At 62.7% G+C, this 26,203-nt stretch carries 19 protein-coding genes; 9 read left to right on the forward strand and 10 right to left on the reverse strand.

The genetic code is table 11. The annotated features are described in order from the left end of the window. Positions 1-28 precede the first annotated feature (28 nt). Complete coding sequence (locus BX592_RS05035) at positions 29-4,156, reverse strand: DUF3683 domain-containing protein (protein WP_134190565.1); 4,128 nt, start codon at positions 4,154-4,156, stop codon at positions 29-31. Positions 4,157-4,734: 578 nt separating this feature from the next. Between BX592_RS05035 and ilvA the strand changes: the two genes are divergently transcribed. The 7 genes from ilvA (at position 4,735) to BX592_RS05070 (ending at position 12,207) form a co-directional block, all read left to right on the forward strand. Continuing rightward, positions 4,735-6,258: a threonine ammonia-lyase, biosynthetic gene (ilvA, locus tag BX592_RS05040; RefSeq protein ID WP_134190566.1), complete on the forward strand. Its 1,524-nt coding sequence runs from the start codon at positions 4,735-4,737 to the stop codon at positions 6,256-6,258. A 36-nt stretch (positions 6,259-6,294) separates the two neighbouring features. Further along, positions 6,295-7,203, forward strand: coding sequence for a 5'-nucleotidase (locus BX592_RS05045; RefSeq protein ID WP_134190567.1), 909 nt, complete (start codon positions 6,295-6,297; stop codon positions 7,201-7,203). After that, entirely contained in the window at positions 7,200-8,024 is an 825-nt protein-coding gene (queF, locus tag BX592_RS05050; protein WP_134190568.1) for an NADPH-dependent 7-cyano-7-deazaguanine reductase QueF, read from the forward strand. The genes BX592_RS05045 and queF overlap by 4 nt, the downstream gene beginning before the upstream one ends. A 717-nt stretch (positions 8,025-8,741) precedes the next feature. After that, positions 8,742-9,731: a fatty acid desaturase gene (locus BX592_RS05055; RefSeq protein WP_243849319.1), complete on the forward strand. Its 990-nt coding sequence runs from the start codon at positions 8,742-8,744 to the stop codon at positions 9,729-9,731. 41 nt (positions 9,732-9,772) lie between these two features. After that, positions 9,773-10,456: a 2OG-Fe dioxygenase family protein gene (locus BX592_RS05060; protein ID WP_134190569.1), complete on the forward strand. Its 684-nt coding sequence runs from the start codon at positions 9,773-9,775 to the stop codon at positions 10,454-10,456. Further along, positions 10,453-11,412, forward strand: a complete 960-nt coding sequence (locus BX592_RS05065; protein WP_134190570.1) for a DMT family transporter — start codon at positions 10,453-10,455, stop codon at positions 11,410-11,412. Before BX592_RS05060 ends, BX592_RS05065 begins: the two co-directional genes overlap by 4 nt. Positions 11,413-11,481: 69 nt before the next feature. Then, positions 11,482-12,207, forward strand: a complete 726-nt coding sequence (locus BX592_RS05070; RefSeq protein WP_134190571.1) for an alanyl-tRNA editing protein — start codon at positions 11,482-11,484, stop codon at positions 12,205-12,207. A gap of 163 nt (positions 12,208-12,370) precedes the next feature. Here the strand turns inward: BX592_RS05070 and BX592_RS05075 are convergent, their stop codons facing one another. The 3 genes from BX592_RS05075 to BX592_RS05085 are packed head-to-tail and all read right to left on the reverse strand — an operon-like array spanning position 12,371 to position 15,179. Beyond that, positions 12,371-12,757 carry a RidA family protein gene (locus BX592_RS05075; RefSeq protein WP_134190572.1) on the reverse strand — a complete coding sequence of 129 codons (387 nt, stop codon included), beginning with the start codon at positions 12,755-12,757 and terminating at the stop codon, positions 12,371-12,373. Positions 12,758-12,785: 28 nt separating this feature from the next. Beyond that, the gene (locus tag BX592_RS05080; protein ID WP_134190573.1) at positions 12,786-14,285 is read right to left on the reverse strand and encodes an N-acyl-D-amino-acid deacylase family protein; all 1,500 of its coding nucleotides are present in this window, start codon (positions 14,283-14,285) and stop codon (positions 12,786-12,788) included. A 3-nt stretch (positions 14,286-14,288) separates the two neighbouring features. Continuing rightward, positions 14,289-15,179, reverse strand: a complete 891-nt coding sequence (locus BX592_RS05085; RefSeq protein WP_134190574.1) for a MurR/RpiR family transcriptional regulator — start codon at positions 15,177-15,179, stop codon at positions 14,289-14,291. 169 nt (positions 15,180-15,348) lie between these two features. Between BX592_RS05085 and BX592_RS05090 the strand changes: the two genes are divergently transcribed. Continuing rightward, a complete protein-coding gene (locus tag BX592_RS05090; RefSeq protein ID WP_134190575.1) occupies positions 15,349-16,626 on the forward strand; it encodes an amino acid deaminase in 1,278 nt (425 codons plus the stop codon). Positions 16,627-16,747: 121 nt separating this feature from the next. Here BX592_RS05090 and BX592_RS05095 read toward each other — a convergent pair whose 3' ends face one another. Together BX592_RS05095 and BX592_RS05100 are read right to left on the reverse strand one after the other, a co-directional pair. Beyond that, positions 16,748-17,212 carry a MarR family winged helix-turn-helix transcriptional regulator gene (locus BX592_RS05095; protein ID WP_134190576.1) on the reverse strand — a complete coding sequence of 155 codons (465 nt, stop codon included), beginning with the start codon at positions 17,210-17,212 and terminating at the stop codon, positions 16,748-16,750. A gap of 55 nt (positions 17,213-17,267) precedes the next feature. Then, positions 17,268-18,863, reverse strand: a complete 1,596-nt coding sequence (locus BX592_RS05100) for an MFS transporter (protein WP_134190577.1) — start codon at positions 18,861-18,863, stop codon at positions 17,268-17,270. 146 nt (positions 18,864-19,009) lie between these two features. Here BX592_RS05100 and BX592_RS05105 point away from each other — a divergent pair, with 146 nt between their 5' ends. Beyond that, the gene (locus tag BX592_RS05105; protein ID WP_134190578.1) at positions 19,010-19,843 is read left to right on the forward strand and encodes an EcsC family protein; all 834 of its coding nucleotides are present in this window, start codon (positions 19,010-19,012) and stop codon (positions 19,841-19,843) included. On the opposite strand, the gene BX592_RS05110 is transcribed toward BX592_RS05105, so the two are convergent. From BX592_RS05110 to aqpZ, 4 genes are all read right to left on the reverse strand, one after another. Further along, positions 19,810-20,772 carry an alpha/beta hydrolase gene (locus BX592_RS05110; RefSeq protein ID WP_134190579.1) on the reverse strand — a complete coding sequence of 321 codons (963 nt, stop codon included), beginning with the start codon at positions 20,770-20,772 and terminating at the stop codon, positions 19,810-19,812. The two genes, BX592_RS05105 and BX592_RS05110, sit on opposite strands and share 34 nt — an antisense overlap. Positions 20,773-20,951: 179 nt before the next feature. Continuing rightward, entirely contained in the window at positions 20,952-21,386 is a 435-nt protein-coding gene (locus BX592_RS05115) for a CHRD domain-containing protein (protein ID WP_134190580.1), read from the reverse strand. Between the two features lie 115 nt (positions 21,387-21,501). Continuing rightward, entirely contained in the window at positions 21,502-25,359 is a 3,858-nt protein-coding gene (locus BX592_RS05120; protein ID WP_134190581.1) for an ATP-binding protein, read from the reverse strand. Continuing rightward, a complete protein-coding gene (gene aqpZ / locus BX592_RS05125) occupies positions 25,359-26,111 on the reverse strand; it encodes an aquaporin Z (RefSeq protein ID WP_134190582.1) in 753 nt (250 codons plus the stop codon). The genes BX592_RS05120 and aqpZ overlap by 1 nt, the downstream gene beginning before the upstream one ends. Between the last annotated feature and the right edge of the window lie 92 nt (positions 26,112-26,203).

The raw sequence follows: 26,203 nt of genomic DNA on the forward strand, positions 1-26,203 counted from the left end.
CCCTCGAGCGCCTAACGTCATGCGTGCATTAGACCAGCACGCGTTCGATTCCGCCATTATTCGCGCGCTGAACGTAGTCGGCCATCCAGTTCTCGCCGAGCACGTGGCGTGCAATTTCCACCACGATATAGTCCGCTTCGATGTTCGCGTCTTCGTTGTAGCGCGACAGGCCTTGCAAACATGACGGGCAGCTGGTCAGGATTTTCACGTCCGTCGCGCCACCATTTGCCGCCTTTGCGCCAGCCGCCGCCGCGCCGGGTTGCGGTCCGTCGCCGGCCTTCAGCACCGAGCCGGACGCCGCGCCGGCAGCACCGGCCGCTGCATTGGCCATATTGATCGCATTCGAGCCGGCCTCGGCGACGAGCGCAATGCCGCGCAGCTTCGCCGCGCCCTTGCGGATTTCCTCTTCCTTGCGAAAACGCACTTGCGTCGACACGTCCGGACGCGTCACCGCCAGCGTGCCGGATTCACCGCAGCAGCGGTCGTTCTTTTCGATCTTGTAACCGTCGTGCTCCGAGCCCATCAACTGGTTGACGAGCTTGACCGGGTCGATCGTCTTGATCGGCGTATGGCAAGGGTCGTGATACATGTAGCGGGTCCCCTTTACGCCATCGAGCTTGATGCCCTTTTCCAGCAGGAATTCGTGGATGTCGATAATCCGGCAGCCCGGGAAGATCTTGTCGAATTCGTAACCGGCGAGCTGGTCGTAGCAGGTGCCGCACGACACGACGACCGTTTTGATGTCCAGGTAGTTCAGCGTGTTCGCGACGCGATGGAACAGCACGCGGTTATCGGTGACGATCTGCTCGGCCTTGTCGTACTGACCCGAGCCGCGCTGCGGGTAACCACAGCACAGATAGCCAGGCGGCAATACCGTTTGCACACCCGCTTCCCAAAGCATCGCCTGCGTCGCGAGGCCGACCTGCGAGAACAGGCGCTCGGAGCCGCAGCCCGGAAAGTAGAACACCGCTTCCGAATCGACGGTGGTCGCCTTCGGGTTGCGGATGATCGGCACGATCTTGTTGTCTTCGATGTCGAGCAGCGCGCGCGCCGTCTTCTTCGGCAGATTGCCCGGCATCTTCTTGTTCATGAAGTGAATGACCTGCTCGACAACCGGCGGCTTGCCCGTGGTTGCTGGCGGATGCGCGGTCTGCTTCTTCGCGAACTTCTTCAGCACGTCGTTGCCCAGCCGTTGCGCCTTGTAGCCGACGCCCATCATCGCGGTACGCGCGAGATTGATGGTCTGTGGATTGGTCGCGTTCAGGAAGAACATGCCCGCCGCATTGCCCGGGTTGAACTTCTTCTTGCCCATCTTGCGCAGCAGGTTGCGCATGTTCATCGTCACATCGCCGAAGTCGATCTTCACCGGACACGGCGTCGCGCATTTGTGACAGACCGTGCAGTGATCGGCGACGTCGTTGAACTCGTCCCAATGCTTGATCGACACGCCGCGGCGCGTCTGCTCCTCGTACAGGAACGCTTCGACCAGCAGCGACGTCGCGAGAATCTTGTTGCGCGGGCTGTACAGCAGGTTCGCGCGCGGCACGTGCGTCGCGCACACCGGCTTGCATTTCCCGCAGCGCAGGCAGTCCTTCACCGAGTCGGCGATCGCGCCAATATCGGACTGCTGCATGATCAGCGACTCGTAACCCATCAGGCCGAAGCTCGGCGTGTACGCGTTGCGCAGGTCCGCGCCCTCGAGCAGCTTGCCGGCGTTAAAGCGTCCGCGCGGATCGACGCGCTGCTTGTACGCGCGGAATTCGGCGATTTCGTCGTCGGTGAGGAATTCGAGCTTCGTGATACCGATGCCGTGCTCGCCGGAAATCACGCCGTCAAGCGAGCGCGCGAGCTTCATGATGCGCGCGACCGCCGTATGCGCGTCCTGCAGCATCTCGTAGTTGTCGGAGTTGACGGGGATGTTCGTATGAACGTTGCCGTCGCCCGCGTGCATGTGCAGCGCGACGAACACCCGGCCGCGCAGCACCTGCTTGTGAATGGCCTGCGCTTCGTCGAGGATCGGCTTGAACTCGCCGCCGTTGAAAATCTGCCGCAATTCCGCGCGAATTTCCTGCTTCCACGATACGCGTATCGTGCGGTCCTGCGTGACGTCGAACACGGTGACGCCCGGCTGTGCGTCGACCCGGTCCGCGAATTTTTCCGCGAGCGGTGCATAGCCGAGCCCGACCAGATAGTGCTGCGCTTCGCGCAGCGACAGATCGAGCTTGTCGCGCAGGAAGGTCCAGCGCGCGCGCACCTGATTCAGCAACTCGAGCGCATGCTGCACGCGATCTTCGAGCAGTTCGGCGCTCGGAATCTCGTTCGCGTCATCGGTCTTGCCGAGCGGAAGCTTGCCGGCCTTGAAGAACGCTTCGAGCGCATCGACCAGTTGCAGCTTGTTCTTGATCGACAGCTCGATGTTGATGCGTTCGATGCCGTCGGTGTACTCGCCCATCCGGTTCAACGGAATCACGACGTCTTCGTTGATCTTGAACGCGTTGGTGTGCTTCGCGATCGCCGCGGTCCGGCTGCGGTCGAGCCAGAAGCGCTTGCGCGCCTCCGCGCTGACCGCGACGAAGCCTTCGCCGCTTTTGCCGTTCGCCATCCGCACGACTTCGGAGGTCGCGGCCGCGACTTTGTCCGCATCGTCGCCGACGATATCGCCGATCAGCACCATCTTCGGAAACGCATTGCGCTTGCTCTTCGTCGCATAGCCGACCGCGCGCAGATAGCGCTCGTCCAGATGCTCGAGGCCCGCGAGAATCGCGCCGCCCTCACGCGACGTTTCGAACAGGTAGTCCTTGATCTCGACGATGCTCGGAATCGCCTCGCGCGCCTGGCCGAAAAACTCGAGGCAGACGGTGCGCGTATGCGCGGGCATCTTGTGCAGCACCCAGCGCGCGGACGTGATGAGCCCATCGCAACCTTCCTTCTGCACGCCCGGCAGGCCGGCGAGGAATTTGTCGGTGACGTCCTTGCCGAGGCCTTCCTTCCGGAAGCGCCGCCCTTCGATGTCGAGCAACTCGGTGCGCAGCAGCTTTTCGCCCGGCGCATATTCGCCGTCGAACCACTTCAGTTCGAAGCGCGCAACCGGAATATCGTGAATCTTGCCGAGGTTGTGATCGAGCCGCGTGACTTCGAGCCAGTTGCCTTCCGGATCGACCATCCGCCACCACGCGAGATTGTCGAGCGCGGTGCCCCATAGCACCGCCTTCTTGCCGCCCGCGTTCATCGCGATATTGCCGCCGATGCACGATGCGTCGAGCGACGTCGGGTCGACCGCGAACACGTAGCCCGCCTGCTCGGCCGCTTCGGTCACGCGGCGCGTGACGACGCCCGCGCCGGAGTAAATGGTCGGCACCTTGCGCTCGACGCCCGGCAGATCGGCCAACTCGACCGCGCCGAGCTTTTCGAGCTTCTCGGTATTGATCACCGCGGAAAACGGCGTCAGCGGCACCGCGCCACCGGTGTAGCCGGTACCGCCGCCACGCGGGATCACCGTCAGCCCGAGCTCGAAGCACGCTTTCACGAGGCCCGCGATTTCGTCTTCGCTATCCGGCGTCAGCACGACAAACGGATACTCGACGCGCCAGTCGGTCGCATCGGTCACATGCGATACGCGCGACAGCCCGTCGAAACGAATGTTGTCCTTCTGCGTGCGGCGGCCCAGTTCGCGCAGCGCGCGGCGGCGCAGATCGGCGCTTTGCTCGAACTCGTTCGCGAACGCTTCGACCGCGCGCCGTGCCGCGGCGACCAGCGTCTCGACACGCGCGGCGCGATCGACGCCGGCGTCGTCATGATGCTCGGTGAGGTCCGCGCGGCGGCGCTTTTCGATTTCCGCGAGGCGGTGATGCAGCGCTTCGATCAGCAGCTTGCGACGCTTCGGATTGTCGAGCAGGTCGTCCTGCAGATACGGGTTGCGGCGCACGACCCAGATGTCGCCGAGCACCTCGTACAGCATCCGCGCCGAACGGCCGGTGCGGCGCTCGCTGCGCAATTCGTCGAGCGCGGCCCACGCGTCGTGGCCGAGCAACCGGATGACGATTTCGCGATCGGAAAACGACGTGTAGTTATAGGGAATTTCGCGCAGGCGCGGGGCGGGATCGACGGCCACTGCGTGGGCGGCGCCGTGCGGATCGAATACTTGAGGTGCGTTCATGGTTGGACGACTCGGTGAGTCAGGCCCGGATTGCCGTCGCGGGTCTCTTTAGGCGACGGCATCGGCTGACGATGCGCGTGGGGCGCAATGCTGGGAATTCTTCTCTTGAGCGAAGCTCTATCGCGACTTGCGCGCCGGCGGAATCACTCACGCTGGCCGCTTCACAGACTGCTTCGCAGGCTCAGATACCGCTACACGATCGTGCATGCCGCGCGTGCCGCTGTGCCGCGGGCCGAGACTCGCGCGGGACGGGCACCAGATGGGCGATCCGAGGCTGCCAGTGCATCTTCCGATCCTTGTTCCAAAAGTCGATTCTACCGCATCATCCTTGGGCGCGTTGACGCCTCCGTGACGACGCCATGGGCATTTGCGGCACGTCAGACGCCCGCCGGAGCGCTGGATTTGCCGACCGAACGGTCGGCTTTGCAGACGACGGCGCATGCCAAACGTGCACCTTCTGTACGCATGCCGTGTGCGTTGCGCGAATCTTCCGGCATTGCCTACGGGCCAGAGCGTGCGCGGATGGCGCTATCATTGACCTTTTACCGTCCTACGCCGCGCTTTGCGCCGTGAATCGCATGGCTTCCAACGACTATCTAAAGAAAATCCTGACCGCGCGCGTGTATGACGTCGCCCGGGAGACCGAGCTCGAGCTCGCGCGGAACCTGTCCGCCCGGCTGCGTAATCCGGTTTACCTGAAGCGCGAAGACAACCAGCCGGTGTTCTCGTTCAAGGTCCGCGGCGCCTACAACAAGATGGCGCATATTCCGGCCGAGGCGTTGTCGCGCGGCGTGATTACCGCGTCGGCGGGCAATCACGCGCAAGGCGTCGCGCTGTCGGCGGCGCGCCTTGGCGTGAAAGCAATCATCGTCGTGCCGGTCACGACGCCGCAGGTGAAAGTCGACGCGGTGCGCGCGCACGGCGGTCCGACCGTCGAAGTCGTGCAGGCGGGCGAATCGTATAGCGACGCTTATGCGCATGCGACGCGCGTGCAGGAAGAGCAAGGGCTGACCTTCGTTCATCCGTTCGACGATCCGTATGTGATAGCCGGCCAGGGCACGGTCGCGATGGAAGTGCTGAGCCAGCATCAAGGCCCGATTCACGCGATCTTCGTCCCGATCGGCGGCGGGGGTCTCGCGGCCGGCATCGCTGCGTACGTGAAAGAGGTGCGCCCGGAGATCAAGGTGATCGGCGTGCAGACCGAAGACTCCTGCGCGATGGCGCAGTCGATCGCCGCGGGCGAGCGCGTGACGCTGAACGAAGTCGGCCTCTTTTCGGACGGCACCGCAGTGAAGCTGGTCGGTGAAGAGACGTTCCGTCTCTGTCAGAAGTATCTCGATGAAGTGCTGACTGTCGATACCGACGCATTGTGCGCAGCCATCAAGGACGTGTTCCAGGACACGCGCAGCGTGCTCGAACCGGCCGGCTCGCTTTCGGTTGCGGGCGCGAAGCAATATGCGGAGCGTGAAGGCATCGAGAACCAGACGCTGATCGCGGTCACCTCCGGCGCGAATATGAACTTCGACCGGATGCGTTTCGTTGCCGAACGTGCGGAAGTCGGTGAAGCGCGCGAAGCGGTGTTCGCAGTCACGATTCCGGAAGAGCGCGGCAGCTTCAAGCGCTTTTGCGAGCTGATCGGCACGCGCAGCGTCACCGAGTTCAATTACCGGATCGCCGATGCGAAGTCCGCGCATATCTTCGTCGGCGTGCAGATCAGGAGCCGCGACGAGTCCGCGCGCATCGCGGCTTCGCTCGACGCGCATGGTTTCGCGACCGTCGATCTGACCGGCGACGAACTGTCGAAGCAACACATCCGCTATATGGTCGGCGGCCGCTCGCCGCTCGCTCACCATGAGCGTCTGTTCCGCTTCGAGTTTCCGGAGCGGCCGGGCGCGCTGATGAAGTTTTTGTCGTCGATGGCGCCGAACTGGAATATCAGCCTGTTCCACTACCGGAATCAGGGTGCGGACTACAGTTCGATCCTCGTCGGCATCCAGGTGCCCGCGAGCGAAGACAGCGAATTCGCGCGCTTTCTGTCGACGCTCGGTTATCCGCACTGGGAAGAATCCGCGAACCCGGTTTATCGGCTGTTCCTCGCGTAAGTGGCGGCAACGCAACCCGAAGCAATCGACTTCACTATGGCCTTCACGCTCGAAGACAAACTGGTGGTCGCGATCTCGTCGCGCGCGCTGTTCGACTTCGAAGAAGAAAACCGCGTGTACGAAGATGGCGACTTGCGCGCGTATGAAGCGTTGCAGCGTGAACGTCTCGATGTGCCCGCGAAGCCGGGCGTCGCATTTCCGCTGATGCGCAAGCTGCTCGCGCTGAACACCGGCACGCGGCGCGTCGAAGTGGTGATTTTGTCGCGCAGCGATCCGATCAGCGGTTTGCGCGCGTTCAGTTCGGCGCGCGAGCACGGTCTCGCGATCGAGCGCGGCGTGTTCACGCGCGGCCGCGCGCCGTTCGGCTATCTGCATCCGCTAAACGCGTCGCTGTTTCTGTCCGCGAACCAGGACGACGTGCGCGACGCGCTAGCGGCCGGGTTTCCCGCCGCGCGTGTGCTGCCGGAGTCGGCACGCATGGCGAGCAAGTATCCGAACGAAATCCGCATCGCATTCGACGGCGACGCGGTGCTGTTCTCCGACGAAGCAGAACGCGTGTTTCAACGGGATGGGCTGCAAGCGTTCGTCGGTCACGAGACCGACAACCGCACGTTGCCGCTTGCCGACGGCCCGCTCAAGCCGCTGCTCGAAGCACTGCACCGGCTGCAAAAACTCGCGGACGACGCCGCGCCGATGCAGATCCGCACCGCGCTCGTCACCGCGCGCTCGGCGCCCGCGCATGAGCGGGCGATCCGTACGCTGATGGCGTGGAATATCGAAATCGACGAAGCGATGTTCCTCGGCGGCCTCGAAAAAGGCGCGTTCTTGCGCGAATTCGAGCCCGACTTCTTCTTCGACGATCAAATTGGCCACTGCGAAGCAGCCCGGGCCCGCGGCGTGACCGCGACCGGGCACGTCGTCAGCGGCATCGTGAATGCATCATGACACCCGACCAATCCCCGCTCGGCAAACCCGCCGCGTATCTCGAACAGTACGACGCATCGTTGCTCTTTCCGATTGCGCGAAGCAATGCGCGTGAGCAGATCGGCATCGGCGCGCGGCTGCCGTTTTTCGGCACCGATATCTGGAACGCGTACGAACTGTCATGGCTCAATGCGCGTGGCAAGCCGCAAATTGCGGTCGCGACGTTTTATGTGCCGGCGGATTCGCCGAATATCGTCGAATCGAAGTCGTTCAAGCTTTATCTCGGTTCGTTCGCGCAAACGAAGTTCGACTCAGCCGACATCGTGCGGGATACGATCAGGCGCGATGTTTCCGCGTGCTGTGGCGCAACGGTTTCGCTGCATCTGTACGGGCCGGCGGAATTCGGCAAGCTCAAGCTCGATGAGCTCGACGGGCTGTCGCTCGACCGGCTCGATCTCGATACTGAGGTCTATCAACCGGACGCGTCGCTGCTGAAGGCAGCGCTCGACGAAGCACCGGTCGAAGAAACGCTTTATTCGAACCTGCTGAAGTCGAATTGCCCGGTCACCGGCCAGCCCGATTGGGGCAGCGTGCAGATTCACTATGTCGGGCCGCAAATCGATCAGGCGTCGCTGTTGCGTTACATCATTTCTTACCGGACGCACACCGGGTTTCACGAGCAGTGCGTCGAAAAGATGTTCGTCGATTTGCTGGACGCGTGCCAGCCTGTAAAGCTCGCGATTTACGCACGCTATACGCGGCGCGGCGGACTCGATATCAACCCGTTCCGCACGAATTTCAATCTGCCGATGCCTGACAATCTGCGTACCGCTCGGCAGTAATCTCGCCGTGCTTTCGCAATTGCGTTTTCCGGTCCGCGCGAGGAAGGCCCGGTTATGCGCGCTCCATCGATACGTGCATGGGGACACCCCCGCGTTGCCGCTACACGGTCAGCCCAACATAGCAGCGCGGCGCGTGCGAAACGTTAGCTGCGCCGTCTGAAATCCCGCAGGCAATTTCCGATCCGACGCCGCACCGGAACCAAGCGCGCTTGCGCCGCCACCCGCTGCAGTCGCATCAACTCAGCCTGTACGAATCCGCTCCCGTACCCGCCAGATTGAACGAAGAAGGTGACGTCTCGACGTACTTCTGCATTCGTCTCAATTTCACTTTCATCGCTTTAATAATCAGTCAACCTAACCAGGTATGCAGTGTGTATACCTCGCAAGATCCGCTGAAATCCCGCTCAGCTTTTGTGCAGCGGCTGTCTCGGCCTTGAGTCTACATGGCGAACGAGACGCATGCGAATACTCTCGAGAGTGAACATCCACGCCTTAGCGCCCCATCCCATCCCGTTCGCGCCGCATATTCTTTAAGAATGTTCGAATCTGATATCGATGAATCTTAAACACGACTCTTATATTTCGGCATGCACACGCGAATCATATCGACGCCTGCCTTTTCAGCGCTTCTGGAGCTGGTTCACCGGTAAAGAACTTGCAGGGGTAACGTCGACCCGTTCGATCAGCACGCTCGAACCCGTGGTTTGCTCGCTGGCTTTGCTGCTCGCGGGCGTGTGCGGTTCCGTCCTTGTGCTCAGTTGCTCGCTGCACATCGGCTGGCTGGTCGTCACCATCACTTCGACCGTTTCCGGTGCCCGATATATCGTCGCCACGATCATTCATCACGGCGTTCACCATGCTGTGTTTCGCTCGAGGCGTGCGAACCAGATCATGTGCGAGATCCTGTCGACGGTGTTGATTGTCCAGCCGTTCGATTCGTATCGGAAGTTTCACGTGCACGAGCACCACGGCAGAGCCTTCTCCACGATGGACGATCAGGATCTTGCCGCTATTTACACGTTGGGTTTGACGCCCGGCACGCCGGTTGCGACGCTGAAACTGCGGCTGGCCTGGCAGTGCATCAGTCCGCTCTTTCACGTGCGCTTCCTGTGGGGACGGGTCAAGTGCAATCTGCTTTCGGCGCCGGCCTATCGCGTCGCGATGACGGTCGTGTGGTTTGCTGCATTGATCGCACTTGCCAACGCTTTGAGCTGGCCAGTCTTCGCCGTGTCGATCGCCCTTCCACTTACGACGCTCTATCAGATTTGCTCGCTGCTTCACCTCATTACAGAGCATGCCTGGGTACTGCGCGTCGCCGGACAGAGCGTGCGCGACTCGCATATCGACAACAGCCACGCGCGGTTTTGCGGTCGCATGCTGCCATCGCCGCAGTTGACGGCCGCCGCCTCGCTGTACGCGTGGACCACCTGGACGCTCGAACACCTGCTCATTCATTTGCCGGCGCGTCTGTTGATCGTACAGGGCTCACTGATCGCCCACGATTGGCACCATCGCTCCGGCGCCGACCGACGCTGGCCAAATGCGATCCAACAGCGTGAAGCCGATGTGCAAAAAGAGTTAGCAAACGGCGCATGCACGTATCGAGACATATGGGGCGTCCACCACGCGTTGCACGAAGTGCTGCAGCGAATTAGCGACGCACCGGCGCCAGAAGCAACCGAACGCCTTCGCTACCGGCTCAACTGAGTCGAGCTTCCATCCAGAAACAAGCAAGGGAAAACGACGTCATGAACATAGTGGACGGATTCCGGTTCGTATCCGGAGCGACTTACATGAATGGCCTGCGCGCGCAGGATCACACGCGCTTTGTCGATTTCTTCGACCATCAGGTCAAGCCGGACCCTTACGCGACCGTGCGCGACCGCGGCATGATCAAGATCGTGTACGACCGCGCGACTCGCCGCATCCGGAAAAACGACAACCAGAGCTACTTCCAGTCGTACTCGGCCAATGAAGTTGACGGCGGCCGCGTTCGCGTGTTTCCGCCGATCGACGACGAGTTGATCGATGACGACGTTTTTCTGCACGTTCTAAAAGAGGATGCAAGCTTCATCGATCGATATTGCGACAGAGTCGGCAAGGCTACGCTTAATATCAGCGTTCACTTCATCCGATACAAGGCGGAGATGGGTGGGGCGTCATATAGCTCACCGGTCTGGCTGCATGTCGACGACGAGCCTCTGGTGTTCATCCATCTGATCCGGTTGACGCCTAACGCGATCGGCGCTGACAGTGTGATCTCCGGCATGACTGGCCACCCGACCAACGTGCTGAGGCTTGTTGCGCCTTTCGATACATTGATCGTCGACAAAACCAGGAAGCATGCAGTCACGCCGCTCGGATCATCGCATGGCATTGCATACCGGGACGTCATGCTGATCAACGTGGAAGCAGAGGTTCAACAGAAATGACGGCGAATGGTATGAAGCGCGCGGCCGCTACAGCAGCGGCCGATGAGCGTATGGGTCAGGCATATATGTTCGGCGCGATGGTAATTGCCGGGACCATAGGCTATTTCGTGGTGCTTTCCGGACAACACCCATTCAATGTGGTGTTCTTCCGTTGCGCAATCGGCATGCTCGGCCTTGCCGCATACTGCTGGCACAAGGGGTTTTTCCGTGGCTTGCGTATCGATTGCGGGCAACTGCTGAACCTCACACTCGGTGCGCTGACGCTGATCTTCAACTGGTACTTTCTGTTTACCGCTTACGGCCTGACGTCGATCGGCATCACCACGGTCGTCTATAACGTCCAGCCCTTTCTGCTGGTGGTGGCGGGCATGCTGATCCGCAAAGAACGCCCCGCCCGTGCTGCGCTGTTCTGGCTAGTCGTTGCGTTTTGCGGCGTCGTAATTCTTGCGCAGCCAGCCACAGCGCACCCGTCGCCGGCTTACCTGTTGGGTATCGGCAGCGCATTGGCGGCAGCCGCGCTTTACGCGACAACGACACTGCTGACCAAATCGCTTGCCACGACGCTGCGCCCTGAAGTGATCGCGGTGTGCCATATGGCGATCGGCACGCTTGCGTTCATTCCGCTCGCCGATTTTCACCGACTTCCCGTCGCTGGCCACCAGGTCTTCGCAATCGCCGCACTGGGACTGGTGCACACGACCTTCATGTATGTGCTGCTCTACGGCGCATTCAAGAAGGCCTTCACCACCAGCATCGCGGTACTGGGTTTTGTCTATCCGCTGGTGGCGGTGATCGTCGACTTCCTCGCGTATGGAAAGTTGATGAACGGCGAACAGATCTTCGGAGGCGCGCTGATTTTGCTGGCCGCAATGATGTATGCGACGGGAGTTGGCGCACGCGGCGGCAGGGCAACAGGTGGCGTTGAAATCGGCGAAGCCCGCAGGCAGAAACGGTGAACAAGTTCGCGGCGTCTGTGTGCGCCTCACAGCCTTTTCGTCTGACTCACAAACTGTTGGAGATGCTGGATGACCAGTCACACGTCAACGCCGTTGTTCGATGAGCAGCCGTATGAACGCAGCTTCAAAGCAACGATCATCGAGAAATGCGACAACCTGCTGGGCTTCGATCGTACGCTGTTCTATCCAGTGGGTGGGGGACAGCAGGGCGATGTCGGTTATTTGACGCAAACGAACGGTAACAGAACACGCATCGTCGACACCTTTCGGGACGACACGAATCGCTCGCTAATCTGGCATCGTCTCGGTGAAGGCCATGAGGGGCTGCGCGTGGGCGACGCGATAGTCGCTGAACTCGATTGGTCCGCCCGCTACCTGAACATGAAAATGCATACGTGCCTGCATCTGCTGTGCTCGCTGATTGATGCGCCGGTAACGGGCTGCAGCATCGGACAAGGCAAAGGCCGGCTGGATTTCGATTTACCGGAAACGACCTTGACCAAAGAACAAATTACGGAGTCGCTCAATGCGTTGATCGCCGACCGCATTGAAGTCGAAACTCGCCTGATCTCTCCCAATGAATACGATACTGCGCTCGCACTCGTCAGAAATCGCTATGCCTTGCCCCCGCGCTCGGCCAACGCCGTCAAGATGATCGAAGTGCGCGGCATCGACATTCAGCCGTGCGGCGGCACCCACGTGCGCAACACGGCCGAGATTGATCGAGTGGTCTGCGAAAAGATCGAAAAGAAGGGACGTCAGAACAGGCGCATCGGGTTGCGGTTCGTTGACTGACGGCGCTTGCTCCGGCACGCGCCCCACCGTATCGCCTGATGAAGCGAGGGCGGCGTCCGCGCTCAGCGCCGTCGCGCCTCCGGTTTTTGCAAGCGCACTCTCGTCGAAATTGCCCCGGCCTTGCGGATCACACCTGCACGCGCATCGGATGCGATCCCGAACATCACTTTTGTGGCGCCTTATACGCGACGCAATCCACTTCCACTTTGCAGTCGATCACCATGCTCGACACGACGCACGCGCGCGCCGGCGGATGCTCGCCGAAGTATTCGCGAAACACCTTGTTGAACGATGCGAAGTCGCGCGGATCGTCGAGCCATACACCGCAGCGCACGACGTGTTCGGCGCCATAACCGGCTTCTTCAAGAATCGCGAACACGTTCTGCAGCGCCTTGTGCGACTGCTCGACAATCCCGCCGTTGATCACTTCACCGTTTTCCATCGGCGTCTGTCCGGACACATACAGCCAACCGTCCGCTTCGACCGCCCGCGCAAACGGCATATGCTGGCCGCCCGTGCCCTTACCGCCTTCCACGCCATAACGCTTCATCGCTCACTCCCTGTCAGTCAGATACGGTTTAGAAATCTTGTGGCGTCGGGTACGCACCCTGCTCGCCCGTCGCCGGCCGCGCACCGCGCGCAACAAAACGGCCGGCGCGTTCGCCGGTCGGCGCGCCACCGCGATACGACAGCACGCCGTTCACCCACACCGCGTCAATGCCGGCAGCGGCTTGCTGCGGCGTGTCGAAAGTCGCGACATCGCGCACCCGCGCCGGATCGAACAACACCAGATCGGCGTGATAGCCGATGTGCACCTCGCCTCGCTGCGTCAACCCGAAGCGGCGCGCCGACAGGCTCGTCATTTTGCGCACTGCTTCTTCAAGCGAAATCAATTGCTGGTCGCGCGCATAGTGGCCCAGCACGCGCGGAAACGCGCCCCACAAGCGCGGATGCGGTAGCGGATCGTTTGGCAGGCCGTCCGAGCCGATCATCGTGGCCGGGTGCGACAGAATGCGCCGCACATCGTCTTCGGACATGTTGTGATACACCGCGCCCGCCGGCTGCAGGCGCTGCGCCGCTTGCTGCTGCGTCACGCCCCATTGGTTCGCGATGTCCTTGATCAGCTTGCCGGCCATCTCCGGATGCGGCGTCGACCAGGTAATCGTGATGTCGATATCGCCGCTCACCTGCTTCAGATCGAGCGTCGACGAGCTGCGGCTATACGGATAGCAGTCGCAGCCGATCGGGTGCATGCGCCGCGCGCGTTCCAGCGATTCGAGCACTTCGCCGCTGCGCCCCCAATTACCCGGCCCCGCGCACTTCAGGTGCGAAATCACGACCGGCACGCGCGCATGGCGGCCGATCCGGTACGCCTCGTCCATCGCATCGAGGATCGCATCGAACTCGGTGCGCATGTGCGTGGTGTACAGCGCGCCCGCGATAGCCAGCGGCTCCGCGAGCGCCATCACTTCCTCGGTCGGCGCGGCAAACGCCGAGCCGTATGCAAGCCCTGAGCTGAGCCCGAGCGCGCCGTGCTCCAACGCTTCGGTCAATTGCGTGCGCATCTGCTCGATCTCCTGCGCGCTCGCCGCACGATCGAGCCGGTCCATATGGTTGTTGCGCAGCGCCGTATGGCCAATCAGCGCGGCGACATTGACCGCCGGCTGCGCGGCATTGACCGCATCGACATACGCGGCGAACGTCGGGTAGCTGAACGCATCGCGCGCGCCGAGCAGATTCATCGGATCGGGCGGATCGCCTTTCAACGTCACCGGCGATGCGCTGATCCCACAGTTGCCGACGATCACCGTCGTCACGCCTTGCGAGATCTTCGGCAACATTTGCGGCGCGCGGATCACATGCGTGTCGTCGTGCGTGTGGACGTCGATAAAGCCCGGCGCGAGCGCGCGGCCGCTCGCGTCGATCACCTCTTCAGCCAGCCAGTTCGACAGGTTGCCGATCGCGGCAATGCGCCCATTGCGCAGCGCGACGTCGCGTTCGACCGGCGGCGCGCCGGTGCCGTCGTAGAGCTGCGCGCCGACGATCAGCGTATCCGCCGCTTCCGGATGAGAGTGCATGGATCAATCTCCTAGTGGTTGACGGCTGCCACCGCCGCGATGCGCGTCGAGCGCGTGTTTCATACGGCGCAGCAACTCGCGGCTTTCATCGCCCTGACTGACCGCGAGCTCGGTGACGAGCACATCGAGCGCCATCAGCATCGCGTAACGCGATGACGAAGGCTTGTAGATGAAATCGGTTTCGAATGCGACGATCGGAATCAGCCAGTCCGCGAGCTTCGCGAGCGGCGACGCAGGCGCCGTCAGCGCGATCAGCGTCGCGCCGTAACTGCGTGCGAGCCGGCAACTATCGATCATTTCCGGTACGCGCCCGGTGGTCGATAGCGCGATCACGACACAATCGCGTGATACCGTGCTGGCGACCATCCGCTGCAGCAGGCCGTCCTGATACGTCGCAACCGGGCGCCCAAGACGCACCAGTCTGAAGCGCATTTCGTCGGCGAGGGCGGTGGAACCGCCGCCCATTCCATACACGTAGATCATCCGCGCGGTGCGCAACGCGGCGGCTGCGTCCGCGAGCGGCGCTTGCAGCAGTAGTTGATGGTTGTGCGTGAGCGCGGTTTGCACTTCATCGAATACGCGTGTCGCGATATGCTCGGGCGCGGCATCCTGCGCGCCATGCGACAAAAAGCGTTGCCCGACCGCCGCCGCCTGGGCGAGCCTGAGTTTAAGCTCCCGCACATCGCGACAGCCGACCGCTTTTGCGAATCGCGTGACGGTCGCGATGCTGACGTCCGCGCGCTGCGCGATCTCACCGATGCTCGCGTGCGATGCGCTCGTCAGGTCGTCGAGAATCAGCGCGGCAACCTTGCGTTCGGCTGAACGCAACTCGGGTGCGCATTCGGCGATGCGCGCGACAATATCGAATGCGAGCGGTTCGGCGCTGGAGTTCATTGAAGTTCGCCAGGAGCGGCGCAGGCGGTGACAGGAACGGCGCGTTTCATTGTGCCGCAGCGGTTGTACCGGACACTGGTAATAAATAACATTTCGTTGAGCATCGTACTTTCGGTAACATGTTGAAGTCAACTTTGTGGCGATACCCCACACGACGGAGTAGCACGTAATGAAAGTTACAAACTATCAGGGCCCGACGATCGATCCGTTCAGCAAGGGGCTCGGCAATGTCCCGGGGACCAGCATCCAGCTGACCGACGCGGGCCGCCTCGAATGGAATCTGCTCGACGAAGACGTGAGCCTGCCGGCCGCGGTGCTGTACGCGGATCGCATCGAGCACAACCTGAAGTGGATGCAGGCGTTCGTCGCGCAGTACGGTGTGAAGCTCGCGCCGCACGGCAAAACCACGATGGCGCCGCAACTGTTTCGCCGGCAGATCGAAACCGGCGCATGGGGCATCACGCTGGCCACCGCGCACCAGGTGCGCGCCGCGTACCACGGCGGCGTATCGCGCGTGCTGATGGCCAATCAGCTGGTCGGCAAGCACAACATGCTGATGGTCGCCGAACTGCTGAGCGATCCGGACTTCGAGTTCTACTGTCTGGTCGATTCCGTTGCGAATGTCGAGCAACTCGGCAAGTTGTTTGGTTCACTGCGCAAAGAGTTGAATGTGCTGATCGAGCTGGGCGTACCGGGCGGCCGCACCGGCGTGCGCGATGCGGCACAGCTGAACGCGGTGCTCGATGCGGTAGCACGCTATCCGGACTCACTGCAGCTTGCGGGCATCGAACTTTATGAAGGCATCTTGAAGGAAGAGCAGCACGTGCGCGCGTTCCTGCGCGGCGCGGTCGCGACCACACGCGCGCTGCTCGACGCGGGCCGCTTCGCGCGCACGCCGGCTATTCTGTCTGGCGCGGGCTCCGCGTGGTACGACGTGGTCGCCGAAGAGTTCGCGCAGACCGCCGATGCCAGCCGGATCGAAATCGTGCTGCGTCCCGGTTGCTATCTGACGCACGATGTCGGTGTCTATCGCAAAGCGCAAACCGACATCTTCGCGCGCAATCCGGTGGCGAAGAAAATGGGCGAAGGGCTGTTGCCGGCGTTGCAGTTGTGGGCGTATGTGCAATCCATTCCCGAGCCGGATCGCGCGATCATCGGCTTCGGCAAGCGTGACGCGGCGTTCGATTCCGGCCTGCCGGAACCGGCGCGCCACTATCGGCCAGGCAATCCGGCGCCGCGCGACGTTGCGGCAAGCGAAGGATGGGAAGTGTTCGGCCTGATGGATCAACACGCTTACATGCGGATTCCAGCCGGAGCCGATCTGAAAGTCGGCGATATGATTGCGTTCGACATCTCGCATCCGTGCCTGACTTTCGACAAATGGCGACAGCTGCTGGTCGTCGACCCTTCATATCGCGTGACCGAAGTGATCGAGACGTTTTTCTGAAGCGGGTTCAATGGCAAAACGGCGGCAAGCGATTGCCGCCGTTTGTTTTTTCGAGCCACGTTGTCAGGTCGTCAACTGGCGCGGGCGCTTCGTGATCCAGCCTCGCGCATCTTTCAGCACATCAACGCTGCGCTGCTGCGTCGCGCGCCGGCAACCCCGCCGCGACTTCGGCGATGCGCGCTTCGAGCATGCCCAGCGCGTTCGACAACGCTTCGAGCGCATCCTCCGGCAAACCCGCCATCGTGTCGTGCAGAAACGCATTGCGGCTCGGCAGACTCGCTTCGATGGCTGAGCGGCCTTCGCCGGTGAGCCGGACGTTCGTCACGCGGTTATCGCGTTCGTCCATGCTGCGCTCGATCCACCCGAGTACTTCCAGCGACTTCAACTGCCGCGTGAGCGCGCCCGGATCGACGCGCAAGCGCTCGACCAGACGCTTCTGCGACGACTCGCCGTCCTGCTCGTACAACGCGAGCATGATCCGCCAGCGCGGCATCGGATGGCCGACTTGCGCCTCGAACGCCGACATGAACGCGCGGTACGTGCGGCCAAACTGATGAAGGATCGCGATCCGGTCCTGTTCTTCCATGGGGTTGTTATCCCGCCCTACGTTTCAGTCAATGATTCGAACAACGCGCAGTCTATCAATCCGCGGCGACGGTGGGTTCGAGTTTTCGCGTTAGCCTGACCGGCGGCACGCTGCGGGTCCGCCAGATCGACACGAGCGCAACCACCGTCGCGATCGCAAGGCCCAGATGGATCGCGCCGACCAGCGACGTGCGCGCCGCTTCCAGCAAGACCGCACCGTCATGGCCCGCGCGCGTCAGCTGATCGAGCAAATTCGCCTGTGCGGCGCGATCGATCAGGATCTGCGGGTCACCGAGGTTGCTGTACCAGTGACTCGCGTGATCGCGTTCGAGCGCATGGCGCACGGCTCTCGAATACATCTGCGTGACCAGCGTGCCGGTGATCGCGGTGCCTAGCATCCCGCCGATCATCCGCAACGACTGCAATAGCGCGGTCGCAATGCCGAAGTGCTCGCGACCCGCCGTCTGCTGCGCGAAGATCGTCAGGTTCGGCAGCACGAAGCCCAGACCCAGACCGGCGAGCATCATCAACGTCATCAGCAGCCCGCGCGGCATCGTGCGCGTCGAGATCGCCGCGCCGAGACACGCGAGCGCCAACAGAGCAAAGCCTACATACAGCATCAGATTCGGATTGCGCACACGCGAAACGACTCGCCCATTGGCGATGCTACCGATTGTGATGAACACGACCAGCGGTGTGATCACAAGCCCCGCTTCGTTCGGCGACATGCCGAAGCCGCCCTGGAACAGCAGCGGCGCGTAAAACAGGATCGAGAACATCGCGAAGCCGGCCAGTACCGCAAGCACGAAAAGCGCGTTGAGACTGCGGTTCTGGAACATGTCGGCGGGAAGAATCGCTTGCGGGAAGCGCTTCTCCCATTGCCACAGCGCATACGAGGACGCGACGCTGAGTGCGAGCAGCGCGACGGCCGACGCGCTGAAGCCGTGCTTCGACAGCGTCTCGACAAACAATTGCAAGCTGCCGAGCGCGAGCGCGATCAGCAATGCGCCCGGCCAGTCGAGCCGCATCTTGCCTTTATGCGCGACATGTCGAAGATGCGGCAGATAGCGCCACACGAAGAACAGCGAAACCAGGCCGACCGGCAAGTTCACGTAAAACACCGAACGCCAGCCGCAATACTGCGTAAGGAAACCGCCAAGCGATGGCCCGACTGCGTTCGCAATGCCGAACGCGGTGCTCATCAGCACTTGCCAGCGCAAACGCACGACCGAATCGGGAAAGAGGTCTGGAATGCATGCGAATGCGGTGCCGACCAGCATGCCGCCGCCAATGCCCTGCAAACCGCGCGCGATGACGAGAAACAGCATGCTGTTCGCCGCGCCGCACAGCACGGATGCGCCGGTGAACACGACGATCGACGCGATCACGAACGGCTTGCGCCCGTAATAATCGCCAAGACGGCCGAAGATCGGCACGGTAATCACCGAAGTCAGCAGATACGCGGTCGCGACCCACGCGTACAGTTCGAAGCCTCGCAACTCCGCGACGATAGTCGGTAGCGCGGTGCCGACCACGGTCTGATCGAGCGCGACCAGCATCGAAACGAAGGAGATGCCGAGCATCGCCAGCAGCGACTCCCGGAACGGTAAAACTTGCCCACTCGAATGGTGAGCGGCGGTGTGGACAGCCATTTTTGTTGGCGCAACAGTTGACGAGTCAACGATACGGAATCATACCATGCCGAAGGGCTCTAACCTTGCTGCAACCCGCCGATGTCGCAACACGGATATGACACCAGCCGTCATTTACCTGTCTTGAGTCGTGTTTGAGGAGTTTCATGGACCCGATTTCGTCTGAAGAAGTCACGCTGTCGCCCGACGAGCTGAACGCATTAAGGCGCGCGAAGCAGGAACTCGAAAGCCCGGCGCTGACGATGAAGCTGGCGAGCATCGTCGGCGCGCCGCTCGAAAAGCTGATCGCGCGGATGCCCGGCGCGGCGAATGAAAAGGTGAATGACGCGACGCAAGCGGCGTTGCGCAAGTGCCTGCAAATCGCACTGCGTACGTTGGGCCGCGCGGCGCCGCTCGCGACAAACGACAAGCCGAGCAATCTGCTGCACAAGTTCGCGGTCGCGACGACCGGCGCCGCGGGCGGCGCATTCGGCCTGCTCGCGTTACCGGTCGAACTGCCGGTCACGACGACGCTGATGTTCCGCTCGATCTGCGATATCGCGCGCAGCGAAGGCGAAGATCTCGCGTCGATCGACACCCAGCTGCAATGCCTGACCGTGCTTGGCATGGGCGGTACATCGAAAGCCGACGACGATGCCGACTACGGTTACTTCATCATGCGCGGCGCGCTCGCGCAGGCGGTGTCGAAAGCATCGTCGGAGATTGCGGCGAAGGGGTTCACGTCACATGGATCGGCGGCGTTGCTGCGTCTGTTGAGCACGATTGCGTCGCGCTTTTCAGTACAGGTCAGCGAGCAGGTCGCGGCCAAATCGATTCCGGCGATCGGCGCGGTGCTCGGCGCGATGGTCAATACCGTGTTCATGGATCACTTTCAGCAGGTCGCTCACGGTCATTTCACCGTGCGACGTCTCGAGCGGCGCTATGGCACAGACGCGGTGCAGGCTGCCTATCTGGCAATCGATGTCGTGCTCGATCGCTGAGCGTCGTCGCGTATCGATGTGACGCGCCGCACGAAGTGCGCGGCGTCGTCGAGCGCGTGTCGCGCTTCCGGCAGGAACGGTACCCACAACTGCCATGCGTGAGGCATCTTCGTCCATATTTTGACTTCGACCGCGACGCCGGCCTGTATCGCGCGTTCGGCGACGCGTCGTGCGTCGTCGAGCAGCACTTCGGTGCTGCCCGCCTGGATGAATAACGGCGGCAGGTTTTGCAGGTCCGCATAGAGCGGCGATGCGTACGGATGCGTTGCAGGCGTGTCGCCGAGGTACAGCTTCGCCGCGCGGGCTATCGAGGCGCCGCAGAACATCGGATCGGCACCGTCGTTCGACATGATCGATGCGCCCGTTGCGGCGAGATCGGTCCACGGTGAGAACAGCAACGCGCCGGCCGGGAGCGCTTCCCCGGCGTCACGCAATGCGACTAGCGCCGCGAGCGCCAGGCCACCGCCCGCGGAGTCGCCCGCCAGCACAAGCGATTGCGGCGACGCACCCGCCGCGATCAGACGACGGTATGCGGCAAGCGTATCGTCGAGTGCGCCCGGGAAGCGGTGCTCGGGCGCGCGCCGATAGTCGAGCGAGAAGACGCGTGCACCGGTGCGGGTTGCGAGGCCGAACGAGACCGAGCGATGCGTGCGTGGCGAGCAGAAGTAGTAGCCGCCGCCATGTAGATACAGGATGGTCGGTATGCGCGCCGAACTGGGCGCGTCTTCCGGATCGAGCCACTCACCATGCAGCGGCCAATCGCTTTCCTGATATTGCTCGCGCAACTGCCAGCCGCGCGGCACCGGCGGCGACCAGACACGCTTTGAGGTCAATGCCCGCGCATGTTCGGCACTGATCTCCGGGTGCCGCGTTTGGGGCAGATACTGCCGGCGTAGGATCCAGCACGCCAACGCGCTTTGCCAGCTCATCGGAACACGCTCCGTCGACGATTATCGTTATATGGTACGTGGGTTCGCGCGTGGGCAAGCGGCGAACGGACTCGGCCGCCGAAAAATAAAAGCCAGCATACGACGGTCGCATGCCGGCCTTTTGCCGCCGATGGACGGATTCGCTGTCGGCTCAGTGCGCAGGCCTCAGTTCGCAGGCCTCAGTTCGCGGGCAACACCTGGCCGCGAATTTCACCCATCGGATTCTGCGCGGTATGGACGTTGAAGTACCACTGGCCGGCCATCAGGTCGGTCACCTGCTGTTCGGTCAGCGTCGCCGAACCTTTGATCGGACTCGGCAGCCCCTTCTTGTCGATTGGGATCACGATGCCCGCGTTTTGTCCGACCGGCGCGGGGCCATGGAAATGCGCCGCGGTCGCGGGCCCGGACAGACCTTCGTACGTCACCGTCCACCTCAGCGACTGCGTCGCCGTATCGAAGGTCGCGTCCAGCGCCCCGCGACCATGACTGACACGCGGCGGCACTTCGCTCGACGGCTCGAGATCCGCTTTCAACTCGACGGTATCCGCGAATGCAGCGCACGAAACCAGCGCGAGCAGCATCGTCGCGATCCTCAACTTACGAATTGCAATCATGGGTCACTCCGAATTCCGTATCGGTAGGTTGCGAAACCCATACTAGTTGAATTCGAAGACGCGCACATGGCAATGCCGCGGCGCGATCATGGCGTGAAGCGATCGCGGCTACGCGCTACGGCAGCAGCGCGGCCTGGCCTTCGATACCGTCGAGCATCGCGTTGCACTTCAGAACGAGCGCAAGGCCCTCAGCACGCAAACGCTCGGGCTCGCCGTCCGCCATGCCCTGCCGATACTCTTCCAGCACGCCGAACAGCGGCGGATATTGCAACACGCCGACCGCGCCGGCGACGCGATGGTGCCACGCACGCAGTGCGTCGACGTCCGGTTCCTCGAGCAGCGGCGGCAACGCGCGAACATCGTCGCGCACCGACGTCACGAATGAATCGAGCAACGCCTTCACCGTCGACTCGCTGCCCCAGATTCGCGTCAGATGGGCGAGATCGACCGGCACAAAAGGTTCGTCCGCATCGCGGCTGTCAGGCGCCGGCGCGGGCAGCTCATGGCCGGTGTCGTTCAGCGATGCTTCACTGGAAGGCTGACGAAAGTTCTGATGACGCGTTTCATGTGCCGACTGACGGTAGCCGTCCGCGACGAACCAGCGGCTCAAGTGATCGCGCAGCGTCGCGAGCCGGGTCGGCTTGATCAGGCAGTCGTCCATGCCCGCGTCGCGGCAGGCTTTCAGGTCCTCCGGCGCCGTGTTCGCGGTAATGCCGATGATCGGCAGGTGCATCGTCCCTGCCGCTTCCGTTTCGCGCACACGACGAGCCAGTTCGTATCCCGAAAGATTCGGCATATGGCAGTCGGTGATCAGGAAACCGTAGCGCACATGCTGAAGCGCCAGCAAAGCCTCTGCACCGTCATTCACGACGTCGCACGCGAAACCGAGCGACGCCAGCTGGTGGCGAATCAGCTCCTGATTGACCGGATGGTCTTCGGCGACCAGCACGAGCCGGCCGCTCGCGATCGCGCGCTCACGGTCGGGCGGCGTGACGCGCGCAACCGGTGCGCCGCGCATTCGCGGGGGCTTCGGCGCGAGGCCGGTCAATGCCGCCGCACACGCGGCGCCCAGGCCGCGCCAGGAGATCGGATTGACGCTGACCCGAACCCTATCGTCGACGATCCGATAGCCGGTCGGCTTCGGCTTCTCAGTGAGGCGAATCACGCGCGAATCTGGCAGTCCTTGCGCCGGCAAATCGAAGCCATCGCCGATGAAGACGAGATCGACCGCGGACAACACCCGCGGATCGCGCAATTCCGGCGCGCCGGGCGCAACGCCACGCAGTTCGAGACCCAGCGCCGCGCCGAAATGCAGCAGCGCCTGCTGAACCCGCGCATCCGCGACCGCGACGAGACCGCGCTTGCCGCGCAGGCCGCCCGCCGTGTAGCTCGGCGTGCTCACCGGCATCCGCAATTGCAGTGTCATCCGCGTACCGACACTCGGCGTGCTCTGCAACTCAAGCGTGCCGCCCATCAGATCAACCAGCTTGCGGCAGATCGTCAGCCCGAGTCCCGTGCCGCCGAAGCGTCGCGTGGTCGACGTTTCCGCCTGCACGAACGGCTCGAATAGACGCGCCTGCACTTCAGGCGCAATGCCGATGCCGGTGTCCTCGACGGTCATCCGGATCGTCTGCGCTGCGCCATCGTTGCGTTCCACCGCGACCTGTACATCCACTTCGCCCGACGGCGTGAACTTGATCGCGTTCCCAAGCAGATTGAAGAGAATCTGCCGCAGGCGCACGCTATCGCCGCGCACCACCGCCGCAACCTGCGGTTCGATGTCCACGCGTACCTTCAAGCCTTTTTCATGGGCCCGCGCGGCCAGCAGGCCGACTGCCGTATCAACGAGGTCGCGCAAATCGAGCGGCTCGGCTTCGATCGTCAGACGCCCTGCCTCGATCTTCGAATAGTCGAGCAGGTCGTCGAGAATCTGCAGCAGCGCACCCGCCGATTCGTGGATCATCCGCAGCATCTCGCCCTGGTCCGCATCGAGGCGCGTACGCTCCAGCACTTCGACGAGGCCCAGCACACCGTTCATCGGTGTGCGGATTTCATGGCTCATCATCGCGAGGAAGTCGTCTTTCGCGCGAGACGCGGCTTCGGCAAGATCGCGAGCGCGGGCGAGTTCGTCCGAACGCAGGCGCTCCGCGCTTGCGTCGACCCAATACCCGCTCCAGACCATCGCGCGATCCGCTTCGCGCCGCGGCACGAGTTCCGCGCGTACCCATCGCGAACCGTCGACGCTTTGCATCCGGAACTCGAGATGGATCGGCTCTTCACTGCTGGCCGAACGCTCGAGCGCCGCCATCAGATGCGGCCGGTCCTGAGGACAGACGCGGCCGAAGGTCACCGCGCCACCACGCATCAGTGCGCCGCTGTCGCGGCCGAGCCAAACCTTCGTATCGCCGCCGATGTACGGGAACGAATAGGCGCCGTCGGGCGCACGCCGCAACTGGAACACCACTGCGGGCAGCGAACGTGTCACGTCGAACAACCGCCGTTCGGTTTCGCGTGCGAGCAGTTCGGCGCGGCGAATATCGGTGATGTCGACCAGTGTACCGAGCACGCATGACGGCGCACCGTCGACACCCTGGCAGATACAGACCGAAAAGAGTCCGTGGCGAATCTCACCTGCGTGGTCGGAAAACTGCAGTTCGGCTTCCGAGCGCTCGCCGGTCGTGAGCGAATGTTGCGTCAGTCGCTCGAGGCTGGCGCTGTTGCGTGCGCCCCATGCTTGCACCTCGGCGCTCACGCGGCCGATCACCGACGCGCGCTGCAAACCGGTCAGTCGCTCAAACGCCTGATTGACGGCGATATAGCAGCCTTCGAGGTCCTTCGCGACGAGCGGGTACGGCACCATCTCCATCATGGTTTGCTGGAAGTTCAGTTGCGCGGCGAGTTCCTGCTCGGTCTGCTCGCGTCGCCGCACTTCACGCTGCAGCAGCGAGTACGCGCGCAACGTGACGAGCAACGTGACACCGATGCCGATAAGTAACGGCAATAGACGCAACGCGGTAACCGTCGGATTGCCGCTCGCGCGCATTTCGCCGCCCGACGCTGCGGCCGCCGCGGGTTGGCTTTGAGTACCTGCGATCCAGCGCGTACGGATCGCCGCAGCGCGTTCCGGCGGCAACGCGGCCAGCGCGCGATTGAGCGCATTGCGCCACGCGGTCTGGCTGCGTGGCACCGCAAAGCGCAACTCGCCGTTGCGGCGCCGCTCTTCGAACACGATTTTCAGCGCGCTGAATTCACGCGATGCGAGGTAGTGTTGCACCGCCGGCGTGTAACCGAAATAGACGTCGTCATCGCCGCGCTCAAGCGCTCGCAATGCCGATGCGGTGTCTTCGAACGCATCGATCCGCGCACGCGGGAAACGTTCGCGCAGCACGCTATCCAGCAGGAAACCCCGCTCGACCGCGACCCGTACGTCGCCGTTTTGCACGCGTTGCACCGCATCCGTATCGTCCGAACGTGCGACCACGGACGTCGATGCGTCGAAGTACGGTGCGGAGAACGCGACACAATGTTCGCGTTCCGGCGTACGGGCGATGCTCATCAGCACATCGACCTGGCTGGCGCATGCCGCGGCGAGCAACTGCGGCATATCCGCGAACGTCTTGACGTCGAATTCGACGCCTGGGCCGGCGAGCGCGCGCAAATACTCAATGCTCAGGCCGCTCAGTTCGCCGTCGTCGAATTCTTCGAACGGCGACCAGCCGTTGGCGAGCACGCCGACAGTCAGCTTGCGCGGAAGGGAACGTGCGGCGCGCGCGTCGGTAGAAGAGGCCGCTTCGGGCATCACAGGAGACGCGAAGAGCGCTCGACAAACTGCGAACGCGGCCAGCAGTAAGAGCGCGCGCAGCACCCAGCGCCGCAGCGAACGGCCGACGGCGCGGTAAAGCGGCAAGCGGTCATCGTGGCCGTCTTTTTTCGTCGTGCGCGTGGCGCCCACGGTGCGTTGGCGGCCGCGCATCAACGGAAGTCCTGCGGCTCGCCGGCAGCCCCGCGTGAGTGGACCTCGTTGTTCGCTTCGCTGCACAGCAAAGGGTACGCGAGCCCAGCGAGCAACCCGCCCGCCATCGGCGCGGCCCAGAACAGCCACAACTGATCGAGCGCCCAGTCGCCGACGAACAGCGCCGCGGCAGTCGAGCGTGCAGGGTTGACTGATGCATTGGTGACCGGCGTCGCAATCAGATAAATCAGCGCGAGGCAGCCTCCGATCACGAACGGCGCTAACGGCGTCGATGCCTTGCGCGCGGACATCGCCAGATTCACGAAGACGAACACAAACGACATCGCGAATTCGATCGCCAGCGCCGCATGAAGCCGATAGTCGGACGGTGAATGATCGTCGTAACCGTTCGCGCCGAATGCGCTCGAACTGAGATAGAAACCTGGCCGGCCGCTCGCGACGTAGGCCAGCAGCGCCGCGCCCATCAGCGCGCCGATCAGTTGCGCCGCGATGTAGGGCAGCAGGTCGCGTACCGGAAAACGCTGTGCGGTCGCAAAGCCGATCGTTACCGCGGGATTAAAGTGCGCACCGGACACGCGGCCGAGTACCGCCATCGCCGTCGTCAACGCGAGTCCAAACGCAAACGGCACTTCCAGCACACCCCAGCCCTGCTGCACCGCGCCTGCATTCAGCACCGCGCTGCCACAACCGATAAACATCACCCAGGCCGTACCGGCACCTTCGACTACTAACCGCTTACCCAGGCTTGCCATTCCGATTCCCGTCCATGCGTCACGTGTCGACAAAGGCCGGCCTGCGAACGGCGGACCTTCAGAGTTGCGCTGCCCGCACGTCGCTTTGCATG

It is taken from the genome of Paraburkholderia rhizosphaerae (assembly GCF_004366595.1).
Classification (GTDB): Bacteria; Pseudomonadota; Gammaproteobacteria; order Burkholderiales; family Burkholderiaceae; genus Paraburkholderia; species Paraburkholderia rhizosphaerae.